17 protein-coding genes are annotated in these 17008 nt (G+C 69.5%); 4 read left to right on the top strand and 13 right to left on the bottom strand.

Annotated features, from left to right (window positions below; translation table 11 throughout):
* The first annotated feature begins 5 nt into the window (after positions 1 to 5).
* Positions 6 to 866 carry an STM4011 family radical SAM protein gene (locus AC068Z_RS39545; RefSeq protein ID WP_478567651.1) on the top strand — a complete coding sequence of 287 codons (861 nt, stop codon included), beginning with the start codon at positions 6 to 8 and terminating at the stop codon, positions 864 to 866.
* Positions 867 to 1062: 196 nt separating this feature from the next.
* Here AC068Z_RS39545 and AC068Z_RS39540 read toward each other — a convergent pair whose 3' ends face one another.
* Positions 1063 to 1227: a zinc ribbon domain-containing protein gene (locus tag AC068Z_RS39540; protein WP_478567816.1), complete on the bottom strand. Its 165-nt coding sequence runs from the start codon at positions 1225 to 1227 to the stop codon at positions 1063 to 1065.
* Positions 1228 to 1505: 278 nt separating this feature from the next.
* Here AC068Z_RS39540 and AC068Z_RS39535 point away from each other — a divergent pair, with 278 nt between their 5' ends.
* On the top strand, positions 1506 to 2585 hold the full coding sequence (locus AC068Z_RS39535) for a right-handed parallel beta-helix repeat-containing protein (protein ID WP_478567648.1): 1080 nt from the start codon (positions 1506 to 1508) through the stop codon (positions 2583 to 2585).
* Between the two features lie 40 nt (positions 2586 to 2625).
* Positions 2626 to 3651, top strand: coding sequence for a methyltransferase (locus tag AC068Z_RS39530; RefSeq protein ID WP_478567645.1), 1026 nt, complete (start codon positions 2626 to 2628; stop codon positions 3649 to 3651).
* Positions 3652 to 3714: 63 nt separating this feature from the next.
* On the opposite strand, the gene AC068Z_RS39525 is transcribed toward AC068Z_RS39530, so the two are convergent.
* The 8 genes from AC068Z_RS39525 to AC068Z_RS39490 all read right to left on the bottom strand — a co-directional run bounded on the left by AC068Z_RS39525 (position 3715) and on the right by AC068Z_RS39490 (position 12021).
* Entirely contained in the window at positions 3715 to 4047 is a 333-nt protein-coding gene (locus AC068Z_RS39525; RefSeq protein ID WP_478567642.1) for a TcmI family type II polyketide cyclase, read from the bottom strand.
* A gap of 21 nt (positions 4048 to 4068) precedes the next feature.
* A complete protein-coding gene (locus AC068Z_RS39520; protein ID WP_478567639.1) occupies positions 4069 to 4548 on the bottom strand; it encodes an SRPBCC family protein in 480 nt (159 codons plus the stop codon).
* Position 4549: 1 nt separating this feature from the next.
* On the bottom strand, positions 4550 to 4807 hold the full coding sequence (locus AC068Z_RS39515) for an acyl carrier protein (protein ID WP_478567636.1): 258 nt from the start codon (positions 4805 to 4807) through the stop codon (positions 4550 to 4552).
* Positions 4808 to 4825: 18 nt separating this feature from the next.
* Positions 4826 to 6061 (bottom strand): ketosynthase chain-length factor, encoded by a 1236-nt coding sequence (locus AC068Z_RS39510; RefSeq protein WP_478567634.1) that lies wholly within the window; start codon positions 6059 to 6061, stop codon positions 4826 to 4828.
* On the bottom strand, positions 6058 to 7326 hold the full coding sequence (locus tag AC068Z_RS39505; RefSeq protein ID WP_478567631.1) for a beta-ketoacyl-[acyl-carrier-protein] synthase family protein: 1269 nt from the start codon (positions 7324 to 7326) through the stop codon (positions 6058 to 6060). The genes AC068Z_RS39510 and AC068Z_RS39505 overlap by 4 nt, the downstream gene beginning before the upstream one ends.
* Complete coding sequence (locus AC068Z_RS39500) at positions 7323 to 7778, bottom strand: cupin domain-containing protein (RefSeq protein ID WP_478567628.1); 456 nt, start codon at positions 7776 to 7778, stop codon at positions 7323 to 7325. Before AC068Z_RS39500 ends, AC068Z_RS39505 begins: the two co-directional genes overlap by 4 nt.
* A gap of 58 nt (positions 7779 to 7836) precedes the next feature.
* Complete coding sequence (locus AC068Z_RS39495) at positions 7837 to 8994, bottom strand: SchA/CurD-like domain-containing protein (protein ID WP_478567625.1); 1158 nt, start codon at positions 8992 to 8994, stop codon at positions 7837 to 7839.
* A 1371-nt stretch (positions 8995 to 10365) separates the two neighbouring features.
* Complete coding sequence (locus AC068Z_RS39490; RefSeq protein WP_478567622.1) at positions 10366 to 12021, bottom strand: FAD-dependent oxidoreductase; 1656 nt, start codon at positions 12019 to 12021, stop codon at positions 10366 to 10368.
* 360 nt (positions 12022 to 12381) lie between these two features.
* Between AC068Z_RS39490 and AC068Z_RS39485 the strand changes: the two genes are divergently transcribed.
* Positions 12382 to 12855, top strand: a complete 474-nt coding sequence (locus AC068Z_RS39485; protein WP_478567619.1) for an esterase-like activity of phytase family protein — start codon at positions 12382 to 12384, stop codon at positions 12853 to 12855.
* Positions 12856 to 13309: 454 nt separating this feature from the next.
* Here the strand turns inward: AC068Z_RS39485 and AC068Z_RS39480 are convergent, their stop codons facing one another.
* The 4 genes from AC068Z_RS39480 to AC068Z_RS39465 all read right to left on the bottom strand — a co-directional run bounded on the left by AC068Z_RS39480 (position 13310) and on the right by AC068Z_RS39465 (position 16793).
* Positions 13310 to 13852, bottom strand: a complete 543-nt coding sequence (locus AC068Z_RS39480; RefSeq protein ID WP_478567616.1) for a DUF4262 domain-containing protein — start codon at positions 13850 to 13852, stop codon at positions 13310 to 13312.
* 510 nt (positions 13853 to 14362) lie between these two features.
* Positions 14363 to 15706 carry a WD40 repeat domain-containing protein gene (locus AC068Z_RS39475; RefSeq protein WP_478567613.1) on the bottom strand — a complete coding sequence of 448 codons (1344 nt, stop codon included), beginning with the start codon at positions 15704 to 15706 and terminating at the stop codon, positions 14363 to 14365.
* Positions 15707 to 15954: 248 nt separating this feature from the next.
* Entirely contained in the window at positions 15955 to 16326 is a 372-nt protein-coding gene (locus AC068Z_RS39470; protein ID WP_478567610.1) for a hypothetical protein, read from the bottom strand.
* Positions 16327 to 16628: 302 nt separating this feature from the next.
* The gene (locus AC068Z_RS39465) at positions 16629 to 16793 is read right to left on the bottom strand and encodes a peptidoglycan-binding domain-containing protein (RefSeq protein ID WP_478567607.1); all 165 of its coding nucleotides are present in this window, start codon (positions 16791 to 16793) and stop codon (positions 16629 to 16631) included.
* Positions 16794 to 17008 lie beyond the last annotated feature (215 nt).

The following is a 17008-nucleotide window of genomic DNA, read 5'->3' as shown; positions in this document are numbered from 1 at the left end:
CCGTCATGGATCTGACCGTCCTGTACCGCGGCCCGCTCGCCTCCTGCGACTACGACTGCCCCTACTGCCCGTTCGCCAAGCGGCGGGACTCCCCCTCCCAGCTCCGCGCCGACCGGGCCGCCCTGCACCGCTTCGCCGACTGGGCGACCCGGCAGACCGAGGACCGCCTCTCCCTGCTGTTCACCCCGTGGGGCGAGGGTCTGGTCCGCTCGTGGTACCGCAACACCCTCGCCGAGCTGTCCCACCTGCCGCACATCCGGCGCGTCGCGATCCAGACCAACTTGAGCTGCCGCACCGACTGGCTCGACACGGCCGACCGCGACACGCTCGCCCTGTGGTGCACCTACCACCCGGGCCAGACGCCCTACGACCGGTTCCTCGCCAAGTGCCGCGACCTCGCCGGACGCGGCATCCGCTACAGCGTCGGCGTGGTCGGCCTGCCCGACCACCTCCCGGCCGCCCGCCGTCTGCGTGACGACCTTCCCGACCACGTATACCTGTGGATCAACGCGGCGGAAGGGCACACCTACCGGGACGCCGAGGCCGAGCAGTGGACCGCGCTGGACCCGCTGTTCCCCTACAGCCGCACCCCGCACACGAGCGCCGGACTGCCCTGCCGCACCGGCGAGTCCGTGATTTCCGTCGACGGCGAAGGCACCGTGCGCCGCTGCCACTTCGTCCGCGCCGAACTCGGCAACCTGTACGACGGCACCTACCGCGCCGCCCTGCGCCCGCGCCCGTGTCCGCTGACCGTGTGCGACTGCCACATCGGCTACGTACACCTGGAGACCCTGCCGCTGTACGACGTCTTCGCAGGCGGCGTGCTGGAGAGAATCCCGGCGGCCATGCAACGCAACGGCAAGTAGGGCTCCGCCCCACCACCAGGCTCGCCACCCGCGGCGACCGCAACACCCTCGCCCGCCGTAGGCACATGTGTGCCGTCGGCAGCCCGGGCGAACAATCCTGGCCATGCGGCACAGACACGCACAGTTGACGTGCTCCCTGGCCCAGAGTCCAGGGATTCCGGTCTGGGTCGTCTGACCCTTGCGGGGGCTTCCTGCCTCACCGCGCCGTGCGGGCACGGGCGCCCGTCTTAATGGCGCTCCACAGGCGTTCAGTGTCTCCGCCCGTCCGGCGGCGACAATTTCGGCGGCCCTCGAAGAGGACGTTGCGGGCTGCGTTGTGGTCGCGGTCGTGCACGGTGCCACAGGCCCTACACGTCCACACCCGGACGTACAGGGGCTTGGGGCCGGACCATCCCGCGTCGTGCACCGACTTGGCGAGCCGGGTACGGCCGAGGCCGGACACCGCGAGGTCTTCCACGGACACCGCTTGGGCGAATGATCTGTGTGGATGCCCAGGCCGTCCGGCACGCTGATCCGGGGTGGGACCATCCCCGCGTCGGCACGCGGCCGCGACCGCGCTCGACGGCCCGTCGCGCACCACACGCCGTCGGATGGCCTATACGGCCTGCGCACCTACTGTTCCCGCGTACCGTGCGAGATATGAATAAATGCCACATCTCGTATCTGGCCTGTGCTGCTGCGCTCATCGGGTCAGGAATCGGCGCGGCTCCGCCGGCCGCCTCTCACATGGTCCACGTCGTCCTGCCGGGCCAGTCGATCCAGAAGGCGGTGGACGCCGCCGCGCCCGGGGACACCGTTCAGCTGTCGGTCGGCACGTACTACGAGAGCGTCAAGGTGAGCACCCCGGGCCTGACCCTGCGGGGTGTGGGCAGCCGCACCGTGATCCGGCCGGCCGCCGTGGTCCCGCCGGGCACGGAACGTGCGGCGGCCAACAGCTGCGCCGAGGGCGGCAACGGCATCTGCGTGGTGGGGACGAAGGAGCGCAACGTCGAGGACGTCACGGTCAGCTCCCTGACCGTGACCGGGTTCTCCAGGACCGGTGTGTTCGCCATGGGGACCGACCGGCTGACAGTGCGCGGTGTGAGTGCGGTGAAGAACGGTGTGTGGGGCATCGCCCAGGAGCGTTCCGTGCGCGGAGTGTTCCGCGGCAACACGGCCCGGGACAACGGGGACGCGGGCCTGTTCCTCGCCAACACCGTCAAGACGGAGGAAGGTGCTGCCGACACGGAAGGCACCCTCGTCACCCGCAACCGCTTGGAGGGCAACCGCATCGGAGTCACGGTCCGCCGCCTGCGCAACCTCACCGTCGCGGACAACAGCATCACCGGCAACTGCGCGGGCGTCTTCGTCGTCGGGGACGAGAACAAGCCGAAGACCGGCGCCCTGGCCGTGCGCGACAACCGCGTCGTGGGGAACAACAAGTCCTGCCCGAAGACCGATCGGCTGGAGGCGCTGCAGGGCTCCGGCATCGTCGTGACCGGCGCCGAGGACACGCTGGTGACGCGGAACACGGTCCGCGACAACGCGGGGTCCTCGTCCATGTCGGGCGGCATCGTCCTGTTCAAGAGCTTCGTAGGCACCGCCAACGAGCGCAACCAGATCACCGGCAACGTTCTCGACGGCAACTCTCCGGCCGACCTGGTCAACGCGGACACGGCCCGCAGCAACGCGTTCGAGGGCAACAGCTGCCGGGTGTCGAAGCCCGCGGGCCTGTGCTGACCGTGACGGCATGGGGCCGCAAGAGGAAGGGAAACGACACATGACGACCGCTCACACGGCCGCGCCGTCCATGCGGCTGAGGGAGTTGGCGTTCGGTGCGGCGTGTGCCGCGGCTCTGCGGGCATCGGCCCGGCTGGGAGTCGCTGACGCGCTCGGCGAGGAGGCCATGACGGTGGAGGACCTCGCCGCCGCGGTGAAGACCGAACCGCGGCCGCTGCTCAGGCTGTTGCGGGCGCTGTCCTGCTACGGCCTGTTCGCCGAGCAGCCGGACGGGCGGATTGTCCACACCGAGATGTCCCAGCTGCTGCGCGAGGACCACCCGCACAGTCTGCGCGACATCGCCCTGTGGTGCACCGAACCGTGGACCTGGGACGCCTGGCCCAGGCTGGACGAGGCGGTACGCACCGGCCACAACGTCGTGCAGGACCTGTACGGCAAGGAGTTCTTCACCTACCTCCACGAGGACGCACCGGAATCGGCTGCTGTCTTCAACCAGGCGATGACCACGTCCAGTGAGCAGTCGGCGCGGGACGTCGCCGCCTTCCTCGACCTGTCGGGCAGCTCCTCGGTCGCGGACATCGGCGGCGGTCAGGGGCATGTGGTGGCGAGCCTGCTGGACAAGTACCCCACGCTGCAGGGCGTCCTCCTCGACCTGCCGCGCGTCGTGGAGAACGCCGTCGTGCGGCTGCGTGAGGGAGGCGACCTCGCCCACCGCGTCCGTATCGTCCCCGGGGATGTCCGCGTGGCTGTCCCCGTCGCGGCCGACGTCTACGTCATCAAGAACATCCTGGAGTGGGACGACGACAGCACGGCCAGGACGCTGGCCAACGTCATCGGTGCCGGCGGGCCCGGAACGCGGGTCGTGGTGATCGAGAACCTCGTCGACGACACGCCGTCGATGCGGTTCAGCACCGCCATGGACCTGCTGCTGCTCCTCAACGTCGGCGGTGCCAAGCACACCACGCAGAGCATGCTGAGCCGGCTGGCTGCCGCGGGCCTCGTCGTCGACGACGTCCGGCCGGTCAACCCCTATCTGCACGCTTTCGACTGCCACGTCCCCGGCTGAAGCCCGGCCCCGCACATCCCGGTTATCGACCCCGCCGCGCTACGAGCGGCGGGGTCGGCGAGGTCAGCTGGCCGCGTCGCTCTCCCAGAGGTAGAAGCGCTGCGCCATGGCGTCCTTCGGAGAGCGCCAGGTCTCGGGGTCGTACGCGCTGACGTACGCCGAGAGCCGGTCGCTGACGAGCTGGAACTCGGGATGCCCGGTCACCTTGGCGATGGCGGGGCCTGGGTCCTGCTCGGACTCGATGAGGTGCAGGTACACGTCACCGAACTGAAAGAGGCTGCGCCGGCGGACACCCACGAGGTGCGGCAGCTCTCCCCTGTCGGACTCCTCGAAGATCTTCGCGATGTCCTGGGCCGAGCCCGGGGCCATCCGGGCGACGATCAGGGCTTGGTGCATGGGACTGTCCTCCCGTACGGCTCAGTCGGTCAGGCCCGGAGCGGCGCCCTGGTCGGCGGCCGCTTTCTCGACGCGGTCGCGGATGAGGGCCATCTGCACCTTGGAGTTGCGGTTGATGTTGTCCGTCATCCAGTCGTCGTCGACCGGGGCGTCGGGCTTCATCTCGAAGTCCTGCGTCCACACCATCCGGGTGCCCTTTGGTGTCTCCTCGTACTGCCACCGGATGTTCATGTAGGCGAAGGGGCCGGTCTCGATCCGGTGCGCCTTCACGGTGAGGCTGTCGCGGTCCGTCTCGCGTTCCGACACCCAGCTCCAGACGGTGCCGTTGGCGTCCGGGTGCATGGTCAGCCGGAACCTGGTCCGGTTGCCCTCCCGGGACAGGATCTCGACGGAGGCGTACTCGCTGAACAGCTGGGGCCAGCCTTCGAGGTCGTTGGTGATGTCCCACACCAGGCCGACCGGCGCGGCGATGGTGATCTCGTTCTGGGTGTGTCCGGCCATGTCAGGCTCCTGCCGCAAGTGCGCCGTTGACATGGTCCAGGAACTGGCGGGGTGTCTTGCAGCGCTCCGCGTCCGGCGGCATCGGGGCGCCGTAACGGTTCTCCAGCTCGCCCACGATGCCGAGCAGGCCCAGCGAGTCGACGCCGAGGGTGTCGAAGCCGGAGTCCAGGCTCTGCTGGAGCTGCTCCGGGGACACCGTGGCCCCGGCGGACTTCTTCATGAGCTCGGCCAGCTCTTCCAGCGTGATGCGGTCACTCATAACGTTCCTCTCCTTGTGTCAGCGGCGCCGCAGCAGCAGCGCCGAGTTCGACCCCATGAGTCCCCGGCTGAGGACCAGGGCGGTGCCCACCTCGGCGGCGCGCGCCCGGCCGGTCACGAGGTCCAGGTCGTGGCAGATGTCGAAGACGTGGGGTGTCGGGGGGATCAGGCCGTCCTCCATGGCCAGGACCGCAGCCGCGGTGTCCAGCACGGGCGCGGCACCCCAGCCGCGGCCGATCCCGGTCTTGGGGGCTGTGACGGGCACGCGGGTGCCGTGCGGGCCGAGGGCATCGGCGATCGCCAGTGCCTCGGCCTTGTCCGCCTCGGGCACGCCGAGAGCGTCGGCGAAGACCACATCGATCTCCTCGGGAGCGCAGTCCGCCTCCTCCAGCGCGCCCCTGATCGCCTGCGCGAGTCCCTCCCGCGAGTTGGCCCAGCGGGATGCGCCGGTGAACGTGGCCGCGTGGCCGGCGATCACGGCACGCACCGGCACTCCTCGTTCGCGTGCCGAGTTCTCGTCCTCGACGAGGAGCATGGCGCCGCCCTCGGCGGGCACGAACCCGCAGGCGGAAGTGGTGAAGGGACGGTAGGCCAGGTCGGGGTCCTCGGCGGTGCTCAGCTCCTGGTAACCGAGCTGGCAGACCACCGAGTACGGGGCGAGCGGCGCTTCGGTGGACCCGGCCACCAGCGCCTTGGTGCCGAGCCTGATCGCCCGGGCCGCGTGGGCGAGGGCGTCCAGGCCGCCGGCCTCGTCGCAGGCGACGACACCGCAGGGGCCCTTGAAGCCGCGGCGGATGGAGATCTGGCCGGTGCTGGCGGCGTAGAACCAGGCGATGGACTGGTAGGGGCCGACGTAGCGGCTGCCCTTGCTCCACAGCTGCTGGAGCTCACGCTGCCCGAACTCGCCGCCGCCGGAGCCGGCTGCGGTGACCACGCCGATGTCGAAGGGCGAGGCCTCGCTGTCGCTGCGGCCGAGGCGTGCGTCAGCCAGCGCGAGATCGGCAGCGGCCAACGCGAAGTGCGTGAACCGGTCGGTCTGGACGAGGTAGCGCTCCTCGATCCCGGCCTCCGCGTCGAAGTCCGGGACCTGTCCGGCCACCCGCAGCGGCAGGTGTTCGCACCCCTCGCGGGTGACCGGGCCCAGGGCGCTGATGCCCTCCTTGGTGGACTTCCAGAACGTCTCGGTGTTCGATCCGTTGGGCGCGACCACGCCGATACCGGTGACGGCTGCTCGCCGAGGGTGCGGTGCGTTCATCGTGTCGTCTCCCTCGAGCGGGTCAGGACCACCGCGGACTGGAAGCCGCCGAACCCGCTGCCGACGGAGAGCACGCTGCTCAGCTTCCGTTCGCGGGCGTGTCGTGGGACGTAGTCGAGGTCGCACTCCGGGTCCGGGGTCTCGTAGTTCGCGGTGGGCGGTACCACCTGGTGGGCCAGGGCCAGCACACAGGCGACGAGCTCGATCGACCCGATCGCGCCGAGTGAGTGGCCCACCATGGACTTGATGGAGCTCATCGGCGTGGCGTAGGCGTGCGCGCCGAGCACCCGCTTGACCGCTGCGGTCTCGTGGCGGTCGTTCTGCTTGGTGCCCGACCCGTGCGCGTTGACGTAGTCGATCGCCGTGGGATCGAGCCGGGAGTGGTCCAGGGCGTGCTCGATGGCCCTGGCCATCTCCAGGCCCTCTGCGGTCAGTCCCGTCATGTGGTAGGCGTTACCGAATGTCGCGTACCCGGAGAGCTCGCAGTAGACGTGCGCTCCGCGGGCCCGGGCGTGTTCGAGTTCCTCCAGGACGAGCACCGCGCCGCCCTCGCCCATGACGAACCCGTCCCGGTCAGCGTCGAAGGGACGCGAGGCGTGGGCGGGATCGTCGTTGTTCGGGGAGGTGGCCTTGATCGCGTCGAAGCATGCCATGGTGATCGGCGAGATCGGCGAGTCGGAGGCACCGGCTATGCACACGTCGGCCCTGCCCTCCTCGATCGTGTGGAAGGCGTACCCGACCGCGTCGAGACCGGAGGTGCAGCCGGTGGAGACCGTCTGCACCGGCCCTCGCGCCTCGAACCGCTCGGCCACGGTGGCGGCGAGCGTGCTCGGCGTGAACGCGCGCTGCAGATACGGGCCCGCCTGGCGGTGGTCGACGTCCCAGCGCTGCCCGCGATGGCTCACCAGGACGTAGTCGTGCTCGAGCCGGGTGGTCCCGCCGACCGCGGTGCCCAGACAGACCCCGATCCGCCACGGATTCTCCCGGGCGAGGTCCAGGCCGGAGTCCTGGACGGCTTCCGCGCCGGCCGCCAGAGCGAACTGGATGTACCGGTCGCTGCGCGTGATCTCCTCCGGCTCAAGCCCGTGGGCCTCCGGGTCGAAGTCGCACTCGGCGGCTATCTGCGACCGCAGCCCAGTGGGGTCGAAGAACGTGATGCCCCGTGTCGCCGTGCGCCCGTTTGCCAGCAGGGCCCAGAACGCCGGCACGCCTATGCCGCCGGGCGCGACAACACCAATGCCGGTGACCGCCACACGCCTGCTCATGAACGGACACGGTTTCGTTCGGGCACCAGGTCCGCTTCGCCGGCGACGGCCGTGTCCGCGGCGGTGTCGGTCCCCTCGGTGTCGACGTGGCCGAGCGGCGGGCTCGGTGCCAGCGGGCCCAGATGGAAGACAATGCGTGCTTCCACATTCCCGACGTTGCGGAAACGGTGCCGCACATGGGTGGGGATCATCAGCGCCTGCTCGGCGCCGAGCGGGTGGGCCACGCCGTCCAGGTCCACCTCCAGCTGGCCGCACACCACATAGACGAACTCCTCGGAGTACGGGTGGTAGTGCTCGCTGATGCGATCGCCGGGCTGGATGGTGGCTGCGCCCATGAAACCGCTGGTGGAACCGACCGTGGTGGGCGTGAGCAGGGCGCGCAGGTCACCGCCGCGCCGCGTGTTGGGCTCGATCTCGCAGAAGTCCACGATCCGGGGAGAGGGTTTGATCACGACATTCCTCCGATCACGTTCGGCAACGGCGGGTCGCCGCAGCCTTACTGACGACTAGTCAGGCGCTGGGCGCGCGACGGTCGGTGATGAGGTCCATGCGGGCGAGTGCGAGCAGACGGGCCGCCTCTCCCGCGTTCAGCGCGCGGGCGTCCGCACCGAGCGCCTCGGCGTCGAGGAGCTCGCACAGCCCGGCCGCCCGGGCACGGTCGCTGAGGCCGAACAGCGAGCCGGGATCGGCGTCGAGCCCGCCGCGCACATCGATCAGCCGTACGACGGTGTCGTCGCGCTGGAAGATCGTGCTGCGCAGCACCGGAGTGTCCGGGGCCTCCGCGGCCGCGGCGTCCAGCTGTGCCAACAGCTCGGCCAGTCGCATGCCGCACCCGTTGCGGGCCGGGTAGTAAAGGGCGAGCCGCTCGGTGCCCTCGGTGTCCTGGCCCGTCGTCACATGCTGGACGGCGGGCAGCGCCGCCCGGGTGAAGAAGACCCGTGCGGACTCGGGGTCGTCGAGGTCCCGGTCCTGCTCCAGATACGGATTGATGGCCTCCTCGACAGCGCGTACCTCCGGCTGCCGGGCGACATGACGCAGCGCGGCGAGCAGGTCTCCGCGTACCTCGACGGCCCTGACGACCCGGTTGCCGTGCATGAACAGGGATGTGCGGCACAGCCGGGTGCTGTCGTCGACCCGCGGCTCGGGGGAGGCGTAGTCGGCGAGGATCTTCGCGACGATCTCCTCGCTGCCCGGCTTGACCGTGAAGGTGAGAGCGTGGCGGATCACCCCGTCACCGATCCTGGGCGCTGCCTGGAGCCGGCGGCTGCCGGGCTCGGCCTGCGTCACGGGAGCGCCGGTCTCACGCACGATGTGAAAGCGCAGCGACCTGGTGTCCCGGACGCAGCTGTGCAGCGGCTGCACCATCCGCACGTGCTCCTCGCTGTTGACCCAGGTGAGGAACGGCGGGGCGCTCTCCCACTCACTGGTGATGAGCCACTGCGAGGGATTCTCGATGGACTGGCACAGCTGGTCGCTGACATGTCCGGGAACAGAAGCGACTTGGTTGCACAACTGCTCGTAGGCATCCAGGAACTGCTGCTGAGCACCTTCGTGGACATCGACCAGCAGCACGACACGCAGGGGGGAGCCGTCGAACACGGACTGCGAGATCGCCTGCGACACCTGTCGCGTCCCTGCAGCGGCACGGCGTTCGGAGGTAGCGGTCATCCGGGCACATCTCCTTCGCGGGGGTGAAAGCCAGGGACGCCGCAAAAGCGACGACGCCATGTCCTGATCCTGTGCCCGCCCTCGCAAGTGTGCGACTTGTCGCTACTCCGAACAGGAGAGCCCCCACGCAGGAGAAGACCGCTCAGCCGAGGCGGGCGAAGACCACCCGATGGTCCATGCAGTCCCGAGCCGCACGGTCATCGTCACCCGCACAGGTGACAAGCCGCGCCTGCGCCTGGGCGTTGCCGCCGTGCACCCTTGCGCCAGGAAAGCATTCTGGGCGCACGTCTGAACGCTGCCGGCCACGAAGGCCGCACTGCTCCCGTCGGCGCGTTCCACGGGGCAAGCCCTCCGCCCTCTGAAGCTCCCTGAGGTCCACGACACCAGCCAGTGACGTCGCTGTGCCGACGTGCCCGGCGATGACGGACGTGGCGGCCTCTTGCGGTGACGGTTCCTGGGCGCACCCAGCCCACGAGGCTGACGCCGGCAGCGGGCGAAGGACCGAGCTGCCCCGGGGCGCCGATGGACAGCCTCACGAAGGGGGCACCGGCCGAGATCTTCACGATACGCAGTCGCACGGGCTCCGATCGGGGCAGGCTCTTCGACGCGGGCTGCCCCGCGGGAGGAACCGGCGCGCAGGCCGCAGGCAAGGCTGCCGGCCGGCAGCGCCGCACGGCTCGTCACCGCCGCCGGACACGGTCAGGGCCGGCACGACGCAGGCCACAGCCGACCAACACTCCGGCCCGGGAGACCCCTCTTCCCGCCGGCGGCCTGGCCACCGGTACGGGAAGTCAAGAACGAGATACGCCCTCGGCAACCACCTCAGCCGGGCACAGCAGCAAAACGGCGGACAGAGCCAACAGCGCGGGCCGGCAGGGCCGCCACGCGGCAGGCACCGCAGCGGCCGCCGCGGCTACCGCATCCGGCATGGCCAGGCCACGCTTGTGGCTGTCCTCCTGCGGCGAGCCGTGCACAGACCCGCGCCGACGACGGCAATGACGGCCGGCCCGCCGGCGGTCACCGAACGCGCGGCCAGGGCGGCGCCACCGGTGTGCATGCCACCGCGCGGCACGCCATGCCGGCCCTCGCCGTCGCTCTCCTTGCTCCTCTCCTTGCTGGAGGAGGCGTCGTCGTGGTCGTAGCCTGCCGCCGCGCAACACCGGGCCGAGCCTCAAGTCGGCTGATGCCGCCGCAGTGGCCGACAGCATGCGCGGAACGCCTCTGACATCCCTTCCGACGACGACAAGACCAGCTGACGTCGCATCAGCCGAGCAGGACCCCCGCCTTCGACGTGATCCGCCGTCAGACGGGAGCGCGGCGTACGGCACTCGAGACGAACAGCAGGGCGACTAATGTCCACCTGAACACCGGTCAGTCCCGGGCAAGGACCTCGGCCAGGACCTGACGCAGTGTCAATCCGGGATCCGTGACCGGACCCGGTGACCTCCAGGCGACGAAGCCGTCGGGACGCACGAGCACGGCACCCCCGGGCCCGACCCCGTGGTGCCGCGACCAGTCCGCGCCGTCCTCGCACATCAGGTCGGCATCATCTGTGGGGCCGACCCGATAGGACGCCAGCGGTACTGACATGTCCTCAGCGACACGGACGGCGCTCGCGTGCCAGCCGCACGGATCACCGGAGTCGCTGAGCAGAACGAACGACCTCTCGTACAGGTCGAGAGTGGAGATCCGCTCCCCTCTGTCCCACAGCCAGATATGGGGCGCCCTACTGCCGGGTTCGCCGCTCAGGTCGAGGCCCTCCGGGACAGCAGGCGTCTCGGGGGAAGCCCCCACGACGGCACCCTGCGGATAGCGGTAGCCCAGGGCCACATTGAGGATGCCGCGCTGCGGTTTGCCGCCTGCGCCGGGCGGCGGAGCGAAGCCGGGGTGGCTGTGCTCGACCGACCGGGCGGCAGCGCGAGCGCTGGTCGCCTCCGCCACGGGACGCCGCTCAGCATCGTAGCTGTCCAGCAGCCCCTCCCCCGCCCAGCCGCCTAGCACGGCGGCCAGCTTCCACGCGAGATTGTGCGCGTCCTGGATACCCGTGTTGGAGCCGAAGGCGCCGGTGGGCGACATCTCGTGGGCCGAGTCCCCCGCCAGGAACACACGCCCTGCCCGGTAGCTGCGGGCGACCCGCTGCGCGGCATGCCAGGAAGCCTTCCCCGTGATACGCACATCCAAATCCGCGACCCCTACCGCCCGGCGGATGTGCTCCACGCACCGCTCATCGGTGAACTCCTCCATGGTCTCTCCGCGTTCGGGGTGCCAGGGGGCATGGAAGACCCAGTTCTCGCGATTGTCCACCGGCAGCAGAGCGCCGTCGGCGTCCTGCTCGGTCAGGTAGCAGACGATGAAGCGGCGGTCCCCCACGACATCGGCGAGCCCAAGGGAGCGGAAGGTGATACTGACGTTGTGGAACAGGTCGCCGGGACCGCTGTGCCCGATGCCGAGCTGTTCACGCACCGGACTGCGGGGGCCGTCCGCCGCGACCAGGTAATCCGCCCGGACGGTGGTGTGCTCACCGCTCTCCCGGCTCTTGACCACCGCGGTCACACCTTCCGGCCCGGTCTCGAAGGAGATCAGTTCCTGGCCGTAGCGCAAATCACCGCCCAACCGCCTGGCGTGCTCGAACAGCACCGGCTCCAGGTCGTTCTGGCTGCACAAACACCAGCAGCTGGGACTGAAACGGGCCAGCCCCCCACCCGGATCGATCTCCCGGAACAGCCACTCGCCCGCGTCGCCGACCAGAGTGCGGGTCTGCAGGATGCCGTGGTTGCCGGCGAGCGTGGCGGCAGCCTCACGGATCGCTGCCTCGGCGCCGGCCACACGGAACAGCTCCATCGTACGTACGTTGTTACCGCGGCCGCGTGGATGGATAGACGTGCCGGCATGACGCTCCACCAGCATGTGAGCCACCCCAAGCCGGCCCAAGAACAACGAGGTCGACAGACCGACCAGAGAACCACCCACGATAAGGACCGGCACCCGCAGCACGGCCGGACCGGTACGGTCTGTACTTCTGGACATCACGCGCCTCCGGCGTGTCAGGTCAAGGGAGTCCAGCCGGGTCCGGCCAGACCTCATCCATCCCCGGACAAGACACCCACCGACCAAACCTTCACCCACTCAACTCACCGGATTCGCTACCTCGGAGCACAGGGCGCAGCCGGACATCATCCCTGCCTCCGCCAGAGGGGAGGGGAACGCCGTTTGTTCGTCGAACAAGTTCCCGCCCCTGAAGGCAATGGAACAACTTCCGCTTATGCGGTGAAGCAACCTGACGCCTAGCCCGGTGAGATGTCTTTGTCAGGACCTCTCAGAACCAAGGGCAAGGCGGTAACAAGCGCGATCGAGGGCCCGCTCCTCTAGGACGGCCCGGAGCCGGACGTGAACAACGGTGCGCTGGTCCGTGTCACGCAGCAGACCCGCGGCGGGAAGGTCCTCGGGCAGTTCGCCTACCCGCTGGAGAAGATCTTCGCCCAGAACGACCCCGACAGCCCCTGGGGCCCGGACACCGGCGTCCCCTCCATCCTCGCCTTCCCCGGTCAGCCCCACCGCTACCTCGTGCTCGAACGCACCTGGGTTGCCGGAGCGGGCTACAAGATCCGCCTCTTCGACGCCACCACGCGCGGGGCGACCGACGTGCAGGCCATGGAGTCACTGGCCGGGCAGACCGTCGTGCCGATGCGCAAGAAGCTCGTCGCGGACTTCGACACCCTGGGCCTGTCCGCCATCGACAACACCGAGGGCATGACGTGGGGCCCGGACCTCCCCTCCGGTGAACGGCTGCTGATCCTCGTCAGCGACGACAACTTCACCCAGGAAGCGATCACCCAGATCGTCGCCCTCGGCATCCACTGACGGGGGTTCCATCCGTCATTCATGTGCAGGAGCGCCTGCCAGGCAAGGCTCACGGCAGGCGCCCCTCTCGTCGATCGCGGCAAGCCTCAGCCGGCGCGCATCCTCCTCGGCCTGCATCATCCGATACTGACCTGGCACCTCCACCTACCCTCCCGCCTACACCCGCTTCAGGAGCGAGGCTGGTCGGCTACCGTCATGAGCTGCGCACTCCGCGCCTTGGGTGCTGGCTGGCGGTGTCGCCCTTGCGGACTCTGGTCCCAGTGAGTCTCCGTACGTTCTGGCCCAGAAAGTGGCACGGCCGGGACCGCGCCCTGCCCCCTCAATGCGAACTACGGGCAGGACGGTCGCTGAAGTCCTCTGGGCCGGATCCCCCTGGCGACCGTAGTGGGGGGCGTCTCCATGCGGTCGTCCTGGGTGCTGTCCTTCTGTGCCGTGCAGGGGGTCCTACGGGTCCTCAGGCCGTTCCCCATGGACCGGCGGTGTCCTCCGACTTGGGGATCCACAGCAGGGGTTGATTCTCTCGACAGTAGTCGGCCGCATCGTCTTCCCACGGAAAGCGGCCTTCCCGGTCGGGCCAGAAGAGCTGTGCCATGGGCAGTGGTGAAACCTGGTAGAAGTCCAGCCCTGCGCCGAAGAAGTCGTGGCACCAACTCTCATGAACGGGCCGGATGACAGCGGGGTAATTGTCGTAAATGTCGTTCCGGCGCTGGTCAGGTACGAGCGGAAGCCCGCTGCGCACGGCATCCCCCGCGTCATTGACCAGGGACATCATGACGTCAACGTCCAACCCGAAGATGCACACCTCCGGGCTGCGCAGCGTGTGCCACATGCCTACGGAGTAGGCCCACCCCGCTGGGACTTCGCCGCCAGCGGGGACTCCCATCACATGCCAGCCGTAGTCCCTTGTGCTGGCGGCCACGGTCCGGTCTCGGTGGTTCCACGACGCTTCGTTTGACGACTGTGTGCACAGGATGCACGGACATCCGGAGTTACCCATCGGGGGATGCTAGCGCTGCGAACGTTCAAGGCCGTCACTCGGGCGTTTCCAGGGCTCAGTCCCAGCCCGTTCCGCAGCGGAGCAGCCACAGCCCTCCCCCGGCTCCCATCCCATCTGCCGTCGGCCCACGCCGTGGGGCGGGCGTGGTTCACGGCGTCCAGGTGGAGCGCGCCAGTGCACGAGCGGCCTGGGCGCCAGGGGCCGCGACTGCTCGGCTCTGCCGGAGGCGATGGCAGACGGGATGGGAGCGCCCCCACGCACGCCACTGGCTCGCCGACATCCGCGAACGGCGCCCCCCCCATCTCGGAGCCTGAGTCGGCGAGCAGGCCGCGTACGTCCTCACGCATGCGACGACGCCGCTCCACGCGCCGGAAGGGGCGGCCGATGTTCAGGCCGTGAGCGCAGCCAGGGGGTCGGCTCCAAGGGCCGGATCCCGGGACAGCACAAGGGCCAGTTCAAGGGAGCAGCATGCCCCTGAACTGGCCCGTCAGTGTGTGCTCCGGGCAGGAATCAGTTGCGGGTGATCTTGACTGTCGCCTCAGCCGAGGAGGCGGCGTGCCAGTGGTCACCGCCGTACGCCACGACGTAGCGGACCTCGCCGGCCTTGGCCGGGGCGTCGGTGGCCGTGAAGGTGCCGTCGGCCGCCACCGGTACGGCGCCCAGGGAGACGCCTTCAGGGTTGGTGGCGTCGTGGCGTGTGACCGTGACCGTGGTGCCGGGAGCTATTCCGGGGGTCAGCGTGCCGGTGAGGGTCAGCGTCCGGCCCTTCCTGCTGGTCGCCGGCGCGTTGAGGGCGATCGCCGTCTGCACCGTGGTGTTGACGGGGACAGAGTGGAACCGGAGCCCCATGACCCCGCTCTCCCCCGTCACGGCGAAGAGCCGGCTTCCGTCCGGCGCCCAGGCAAGGCCCCGGACCACAGGGCTCTGCGTGGCGGCGCCCAGTTCGACGGTGGTCAGCGGAGCCGGGGCAGCCGGAGCGTAGAAGGACACGTCCGGTACGTCGGCGCTGGTGTTCTGGGCGCCCCCCGCCACCGTGCCGTCGGGTCCGGCGGCGACGGCCAGGGGCGAGGCCGGGGCCGTGTGCGTCGCCACGTCCGAGAGATCGTCGAGGCGGAAGGCTCGGTACCCCGGCGAGATGAGGGCGGCGGTGAGGATCGTACGGCCGTCCGGTGTCACGTCGATGTCCCGCAAGCCGTTCATCTCGGTCCCGGACAGCACCCGCCGCTCGGCCATCACGGGCAAGCCGCTGCTCACGTCGTACACCGTGAGGGTGTTGCGGTTGGGGTCACCGGTGCCGACCACCAGCACGTTCGGGTCGGCGGGGGAGGTGACGAGCTCCGCGCCGAAGTCCAGCGAGCTGTCCAGCCCCAGTTCGACGACCGGCTCGGAGCCGCTCATGTCGATCGAGCCGAGGTCCCCGCTGACGCCGTAACCGAACCACAGCTTGCCACCCGCGACCGCCACGCCCAACGGGGCTGTGCCGTCGCCGACGTGGTATCGCGCGGTCTCTGCCAGCGTCGCGGTGTCGTACGCCACGATGGTGTCGATGTCCCGCGCGGCCACGTACAGGGTCTGGTTGTCGGGCGAGAGCGCAAGCCCGCTGGCCCCCGGGAGGCCGCCCAGCCACGTGCTCTTCCCGTTGTAGTCCGTCACCACTACTCGGCCGTCGACTCCGGCCGGCATGCTGAGGAAGATCTTCTGATGGCTCCCGTCGACCTTCATGTCGGCGAGCTGGTACAGCGGCAACGACACACCGGTCGCCGCGTACGCCGGCGTGGCCCCCGGTATCGCCAGCAGTACGGAACCGAGCACCGCGGCGAACGTGGCACCCAGCGTGCGTCTGGATCTGCGCACGGCAGAACCCCCCTCTGTGTCCTGTCAGTTCGCACCGGCAGCCCCCTCGACCGACCGGCGGAGACGACGCATGACGCCGTCGTCGATCATTCTGAGCCGCGATGTGTGAAACCGGCGATCTATTTGGCAAGAAAAGCCAAGAAACCAGCGTCTGTTGGGCAGATCACGATGTCACCCGAGCGTGCAGCAGGCTGCCGACTCCGAGCTCAGTGTCGGTTCAGCAAGGACGCGCGACCTCGCCACCGCTCTCACACGGGCACGTAAAGGTCCTGCGGCGATGCGCCCAGGATGAGCCCGTTGTCGAAGCGGACCCGTACCGTCACCAGTGGTCCCTGTTCCTGGAACGCGACCCACGCCGGCTGCAGCGCGCCGACCTTCTGCTCCAGCTGCCGCCTGCTCTCCGGGGGCATGTCGTCACCGTAGGAGTCGAGCAGCGACTTGAGCCGTTCGTACTCGCGGACGTCGGCGTCCTCGCGGACGTGCTCCGTGACCTCTTCCACGGTTCCCACGGTGTCGGCGGCGAGGGACAGGATGCCAATGACCGCCCCGGACACCTCGATCGGGTCGCTCAGGCGAAGATCGGCGGCCAGCTTGACGCGCTGGCCTTCCTGCAAAGTCATGGGATTCCTTCTTCTACGGTCCGGTCGTGCTCGTCCCATGATCGCGCCCGCCCCGCTGAGCCGGAATACCGGCCGGGCCGCTGGCGACGATGCCACGGTGTCTGCCTGCAGACAACGTTCGCCGGCCGTGAAAGTCGCCCCCTTCCTTCGGGGGTGCCCAGCCCGGCCATGATGCTGGTAAGCCCGGACGGCAGCGCGATGACGAGCGGGCCCGAGCTACCCCGCGGGCGCGAAGGTAGCTCCACCGAACGGTCCGGACCTTACCGCTGCCGCGCGTCGTCTCCGTGCCCGCATGGGTAGTTCTACGGGCCGACGTCGCATTCGACGCCGAGGCTGCGGGTGGTCTGAGAGTCGCGCACGGCTTGTTCGGTGTTGGGGCCGAAGTCGCCGTCGATGCCCACGGTGCCGCCGAGCGCGGCGGTCAGTGCTCGCTGCAGTCGGCTGGCGTCCGCACGCATGGCGGGCATCAAGATGGGCACACGCCAGGTCCGGCCCGCAGCCAGCAGCGTCGGCCCGCAAGACAACGGACGCACGGCCGACGGCATCAGGGCCGCCGAAGGCGCGCCCGCACGCAGGGGCGCGGATTCGTGCTTCGGGGAGAGAAGACCTTTCCCGTGGCCCGACATAAGGGAATTATTCCTCATGTGGCGACTTTCGCCCGTAGGGAAGAAAGTGGGCATGG

The sequence above is a fragment of the Streptomyces sp. NPDC043726 genome, assembly GCF_056436565.1.
This window is presented reverse-complemented; position numbering and strand designations above follow the sequence as displayed.

Coding starts and splice junctions, on each gene's coding strand:
- AC068Z_RS39525 (WP_478567642.1), bottom strand. CDS start 4,047: ATGCACCAAGCCCTGATCGTCGCCCGGATGGCCCCGGGCTCGGCCCAG.
- AC068Z_RS39545 (WP_478567651.1), top strand. CDS start 6: ATGGATCTGACCGTCCTGTACCGCGGCCCGCTCGCCTCCTGCGACTAC.
- AC068Z_RS39530 (WP_478567645.1), top strand. CDS start 2,626: ATGACGACCGCTCACACGGCCGCGCCGTCCATGCGGCTGAGGGAGTTG.
- AC068Z_RS39520 (WP_478567639.1), bottom strand. CDS start 4,548: ATGGCCGGACACACCCAGAACGAGATCACCATCGCCGCGCCGGTCGGC.
- AC068Z_RS39510 (WP_478567634.1), bottom strand. CDS start 6,061: ATGAACGCACCGCACCCTCGGCGAGCAGCCGTCACCGGTATCGGCGTG.
- AC068Z_RS39490 (WP_478567622.1), bottom strand. CDS start 12,021: ATGTCCAGAAGTACAGACCGTACCGGTCCGGCCGTGCTGCGGGTGCCG.
- AC068Z_RS39505 (WP_478567631.1), bottom strand. CDS start 7,326: ATGAGCAGGCGTGTGGCGGTCACCGGCATTGGTGTTGTCGCGCCCGGC.
- AC068Z_RS39535 (WP_478567648.1), top strand. CDS start 1,506: ATGAATAAATGCCACATCTCGTATCTGGCCTGTGCTGCTGCGCTCATC.
- AC068Z_RS39465 (WP_478567607.1), bottom strand. CDS start 16,793: ATGCCCGCCATGCGTGCGGACGCCAGCCGACTGCAGCGAGCACTGACC.
- AC068Z_RS39515 (WP_478567636.1), bottom strand. CDS start 4,807: ATGAGTGACCGCATCACGCTGGAAGAGCTGGCCGAGCTCATGAAGAAG.
- AC068Z_RS39470 (WP_478567610.1), bottom strand. CDS start 16,326: ATGACTTTGCAGGAAGGCCAGCGCGTCAAGCTGGCCGCCGATCTTCGC.
- AC068Z_RS39480 (WP_478567616.1), bottom strand. CDS start 13,852: ATGGGTAACTCCGGATGTCCGTGCATCCTGTGCACACAGTCGTCAAAC.
- AC068Z_RS39495 (WP_478567625.1), bottom strand. CDS start 8,994: ATGACCGCTACCTCCGAACGCCGTGCCGCTGCAGGGACGCGACAGGTG.